The sequence below is a fragment of the Occallatibacter sp. genome (genome assembly GCF_049802275.1).
Classification (GTDB): Bacteria; Acidobacteriota; Terriglobia; order Terriglobales; family Acidobacteriaceae; genus Telmatobacter.
Genome location: NZ_JBARMD010000073.1, coordinates 1 through 4836, shown reverse-complemented (window position 1 = coordinate 4836; position 4836 = coordinate 1). Strand labels below are relative to the sequence as shown.

6 protein-coding genes and 1 tRNA gene are annotated in these 4836 nt (G+C 54.4%); 6 read left to right on the top strand and 1 reads right to left on the bottom strand.

All coding sequences use genetic code 11. From position 1 onward, the window contains the following. Positions 1-224 precede the first annotated feature (224 nt). From WA354_RS02495 to WA354_RS02470, 6 genes are all read left to right on the top strand, one after another. Positions 225-542, top strand: a complete 318-nt coding sequence (locus WA354_RS02495) for a hypothetical protein (protein WP_472811432.1) — start codon at positions 225-227, stop codon at positions 540-542. A gap of 220 nt (positions 543-762) precedes the next feature. Further along, a complete protein-coding gene (locus tag WA354_RS02490; protein WP_472811431.1) occupies positions 763-930 on the top strand; it encodes a hypothetical protein in 168 nt (55 codons plus the stop codon). A 450-nt stretch (positions 931-1380) separates the two neighbouring features. Continuing rightward, complete coding sequence (locus WA354_RS02485) at positions 1381-1986, top strand: tyrosine-type recombinase/integrase (RefSeq protein WP_472811430.1); 606 nt, start codon at positions 1381-1383, stop codon at positions 1984-1986. Then, entirely contained in the window at positions 1904-2083 is a 180-nt protein-coding gene (locus tag WA354_RS02480; RefSeq protein WP_472811433.1) for a hypothetical protein, read from the top strand. The genes WA354_RS02485 and WA354_RS02480 overlap by 83 nt, the downstream gene beginning before the upstream one ends. Before the next feature lie 241 nt (positions 2084-2324). Then, positions 2325-2543 carry a hypothetical protein gene (locus tag WA354_RS02475; protein ID WP_472811429.1) on the top strand — a complete coding sequence of 73 codons (219 nt, stop codon included), beginning with the start codon at positions 2325-2327 and terminating at the stop codon, positions 2541-2543. 439 nt (positions 2544-2982) lie between these two features. Beyond that, complete coding sequence (locus tag WA354_RS02470; RefSeq protein ID WP_472811428.1) at positions 2983-4497, top strand: aryl-sulfate sulfotransferase; 1515 nt, start codon at positions 2983-2985, stop codon at positions 4495-4497. 105 nt (positions 4498-4602) lie between these two features. Here WA354_RS02470 and WA354_RS02465 read toward each other — a convergent pair. Beyond that, positions 4603-4679: transfer RNA gene (locus tag WA354_RS02465), tRNA-Pro, on the bottom strand. Positions 4680-4836 lie beyond the last annotated feature (157 nt).

Here is a 4836-nt window from a genome sequence, read left to right as displayed (position 1 = left end):
CCTCGAGCATCATCTTGCGAAGGTTGGTCACAGTAGGTACCTCCTGTGACCCAACCTATCCCGGCCTCAAAGCAACTCGCCAGCCACTGCCGTAGCGGCCGCGGCGCCTGCGGCTTCGTTCTGGTGGTCTATCCGGACATTAGCCCCTTGGCGGGGGACCCAGCCTTGACATCCGTCTATAGGCTCCGGTAGAAGTGGACCTCCTTCAAAGGAGAGGAAACGGTATGCGTATGTTGCTTCGAGCTTCGATTCCCGTGGAATCCGGCAATGCCGCCGCCAAGGCTGGAACCCTCGGCTCTACCATCGAGAAGATTCTGGCTGACCTCAAGCCGGAAGCAGCCTATTTCATTGCCGACGACGACGGCAACCGGTCCGGATCCATCGTCTTCGACATGCAGGACCAGTCACAGATCCCCTCTATCGCGGAGCCTTGGTTTCTGGCGTTCAACGCGAAGGTCTCGATCCGGCCTGTCATGACCCCTCAGGACCTTGCCAAAGCCGGCCCCTCCATCGCCAATGCTGCCAAGCAATACGGTAAGTAAACACAGCCGACTCAAACTTCGAACCTCGCCTCGGCCGAAGAGACTGGCATCATTGTCGGTTCCAGTTGGATTGTTTGAATGCTAAGTCGAGGAGGAGCACGAGGGTGTTACAAAGGCTGAACTCAGCAGCGCGCTGATTCAGAGAACTACCCACGGAGCTCCTCGGGACACTATGTAATACATCGGACTTGATGTTCACAAGAAGACGACCAGCTATTGCGTGAAGGACGCTGCCGGCAAGATCCAGCGTGAAGGCAAGATCGGATCGACGCGGCACGAACTTGACGTCTGGATCAAAACCCTTCCCCAACCCCGGACGATCGCCATGGAAGCAACGATCTTCACCGGGGGATTTACGATCATCTGCTTCCCCATGCAGAGAAGGTGAAGGTCGCGCACCCTCTGATGCTGCGGGCTATCGCCGCGGCCAAGCGACCAACCCGGTTCTTGGTGGTCAACGATGAAGGGCACGGCTACGCAAAGAAGAAGAATCGCGACTTCCTTTTCGTGCCGAGGTGCTGTTCATCGAACGATATCTGTTCTAGCTGCAATTCGGAACTGCCGCGTTGGGTGATGTACGTGTAGATGGGACTGGCAGAAGTACTAGGTAAGAGGAGCAGGGTTAGAACTCAGCATTGACCGTCCTGGAGTCCTGCGGCGAATAGCACTTTCTGGGCAGAGCGCTTCGGGCCCTGGCTCCTCGCGAGGATCGCTTTAGTCTAGCGGATCCACACAGAACGTCGTCGGGTGCGTGACAAAAGGGCGCAAAAGGGCTTCGAGCCGCTGGTCTGCAGTCCGGTCTAAGTCAATTGACGAGGTAGAGAGGCGAAAACTGGTAATGGTCCTCGAAATTCGAAATCTAAAGTGGCACTTTCTCTGGGTCTACAAACAGAGAGCTATTCCTCTTGGCCAGCTCCACATATCTCCGCGAGTTGTCTGGTACCGCAGCGCGATTGTCGATGCGGTCATCGACCAGTTTCTTCGAGGCGATGTCGCCGGAGGCAAACGTGTTTACGAAAATGAGTTCGACGACGTGAAGACGGATGCTGGCAAACGGGAGGTGCCGTTTGACAAACATGGCATCATTCTCGCGGCGATACGGCGAATGTGGGCGAGCAACAAAAAGTTCCGCAAGCCTGATGACCTCGTCTTTGCCAACAAGGTTGGCAGGCCTCTCGATCGGCACAATCTGCTTAACCGGCACTTGAAGCCGATAGCGGAAAGGCTGGGACTGCCAACGACGGTTGACTTCCGGAGCTTCCGGACCATGCACGCCAGCCTGATGCGGCGCTTCGGCGCACGTCTCGATGTTGCTCGTGACAACATGGGCCATGCCGGAGGCACCGGAAGCATCACTCTCGATGTCTATTTCGAAGACGTGGTGGAACGAGCGTGTCGAGGCTGTAACTCGAGTCGTCGAAGCCGTATTTGCAGAACCGGATGAGGAAGAAAAGAAGAGAACCGCTACTCCGCTGAAGGGCCTCCCCGACGACGGAATTGCCAAAGAGTGGAAACCCTTTTGGGAACCCCAAGCTGTTTAGCGTGGCCAGATTTCAATGTAAGTAATTGATTTTAATGGTCGGCGCTGGTGGACGATTTTAGGAATCTTCTGCTTTCTCCCGGAGCACATGGGACGCCAGGTTAGAGCCAAAAGTTGCTCCAAAACGACTCAACTTCGGATTGCCGCCGAGAACTAAACCACTGGCGTGGCGGAACAAACTTTGTGGCTAACCAATGTAGGGGTGCCCAGCCAACTTGAATGGTTCGTAGAAGGAGGTTTATATGACCCACTTCCTCGTGTCTGATCGAGTCCGCGTGGAACCCGATGCACCGTTTGCTCCGATTGCTGCGCTGCACGACCAGCCGCACCGAAACATCGCTGCTGAAGGCAAGCGATATGCCTTCGTCAAGTCCTGGCTTTATTCGGCCAGGAGCACATCCAACATGCTTCGTTCACTCGCAACCTCGATGGAAGGTGTGATTGTGAACTGCACCGTGTAAACTCCGGAAACCTTTTCTCGTCTACCGACATAGCCAAGCTCACGAAAGTTGCGAGTGGCATTTGGGCCCTCTCCTCCTGTGAAGTGCAGGATGGCTTCTTAGCGCCTTCACGAACGAGAAGAAGGCCTCGTGTCTGTATAAGTCGTCTTTGACCAAATAGCAGCGGGGAGATCTTCGGACGCTCGTGGTGTGTCGTAGGGAGAGTAGCGCGAACCGTGGACGACGCCGCTGAAATTGCAGGTCAACCGCGCATTGCAACATCGGTGTTGTTCGCTGGGAGATGCCCTCATATGAGAAGCACAACTGTGTTTATCGCACAGCCGCAGTTCCAGGCAAGAGAACCGATAGAGCGCACAACCGGTTATCCAAATGGAATCAACTTCAGTGGAGGAGCGAGACATTGAACACGACATCGATCCGGACCGCTCTCAAGGGTGGAGTGGCAGTAGGTCTGAGTCTGGCTCTTTGCGGATGCGGGCGGGGGACAGTAAGTCCCTCCCAAAGCTCCAGCAGTACTGACGCACAACAAAGTAATATCGTTATAACTGGCAGTCAACCGGGCGTTACTCCATTTATCGCCTACGTCCAGTTTTCAGGGCAAAGTGTCCTCCGAGTGACCTCCGTGACGTTCACGGTTACTCCGATGCCAAATTCAGTGTCTCAAGCGGTGAACCTGACATGGAGCAGAGCTGCCCTAGCTCGTCTCGGCTACTTGCGGGAATCTCAAATCAATCTCCCGGTGTTTGGCCTTTACGCGGGCTATCAAAATCAAGCGACTTTCCAGTTCGCATTTGATGACGGCTCTATACAACAATTGCAATATCAGATTGCAACCGAGCCGTACACCGATCCAACCGGGGTCTACACAAATCCGACGATTATCAAAGCCAGGGCGCCGGGAAGCGCCGTGGGATACAACTTCTTCATCTTGAAGTCCCTGCTTGGTTCACCGGTAATCGTCGATACTGACGGGCAGGTTCGTTGGGTAGGTTCGGATGTAGCTGGTTCAGAATCCGTCTTCTTCGGAAATGGACAATTCGTGAGTGGAAGTCAGTCGTCCTCGGCTGTTACATCGATTCAACTCAACGGGATTCAATCTGTGCTCCCGACTGATTTTCCGGAACCTCTTCTGGCCTCGTTCACCCACAACATCGATCCCGGTCCAACCGGCGTGCTAGCTGAATTTAATGGAACGGACCACCTTGGCGACAGTATCGACGATATCGTTGCGGAAATCTCACCTTTCTCAAGTGAGCCTCCGATTCGGGTCTTTGATATGGCGGACATATTGACGAGGTACATGAAGAACAATGGCGACGACCCAAGTGCATTTGTTCGACCGGGCATCGACTGGTTTCACGTGAACGCCAGTACATACGACCCGAGCGATGATACTGTCATTGTTTCGAGCCGAGAGAACTTCCTGATCAAGGTGAATTATTCGACGCGCGATATCGTCTGGATTTTGGGCGACCCCACAAAATACTGGTATACCTTCCCGTCCCTGAGAGCGAAAGCACTCGCCTTGGCCCCAGGTGGGGACTATCCGATCGGTCAACATGGAGTTTCCATAACTTCGGACGGCTACGTTATGGTTTTTAACGATGGTCTGGGGAGTGTGAATCAACCCTCCGGCGAGCCCGCTGGTCTATCGCGAACCTTTAGCGAGGTGTCAACCTACTCCGTGAATGCCGCCACTATGACGGCTCAGAATGTGTGGAACTTCGATTACGGTCAAAGCATCTATTCTGAGATTTGTGGGAGCAGTTACGAATCGCCTGGGGATACATATCTGGTCGATTACGCGCACGCGGACAATGGCGCAGAGGCGCGACTGGTTGGACTGGACTCCAATCACAACGTTGTATTCGATTTTCAGTATGCATCATTGACTGCCTGTGGCGCCGCCTGGAATGCGATACCTGTACCGATGGAAAACCTGCAAATCAACTAGAGCCTTGGACAACGTTCAAGCCGGCTGCATAATGCTTGATTTACAAATCACATGGCGCTACAATCCGCCGTCTCGGAGTAAGTCGCTAAGTTGTTTATAATGTGATGGTCGGGACGGGCAGATTTGAACTGCCGACCCCTCGCACCCCAAGCGAGTGCTCTACCAGGCTGAGCCACGTCCCGACACAGTCGAGCCGGCTCGGGTGAGCCGGACCATGGGGTTCTGATTTAGTTTACACCAGCTGAAGTCCCTGAAGCGCGGGCTGGTCAATGCGGCGGACAATATTGCAAGTCCGCGGCATTGGCCTCAATGCGACGGCGGTACAAACTCCGACGGAAG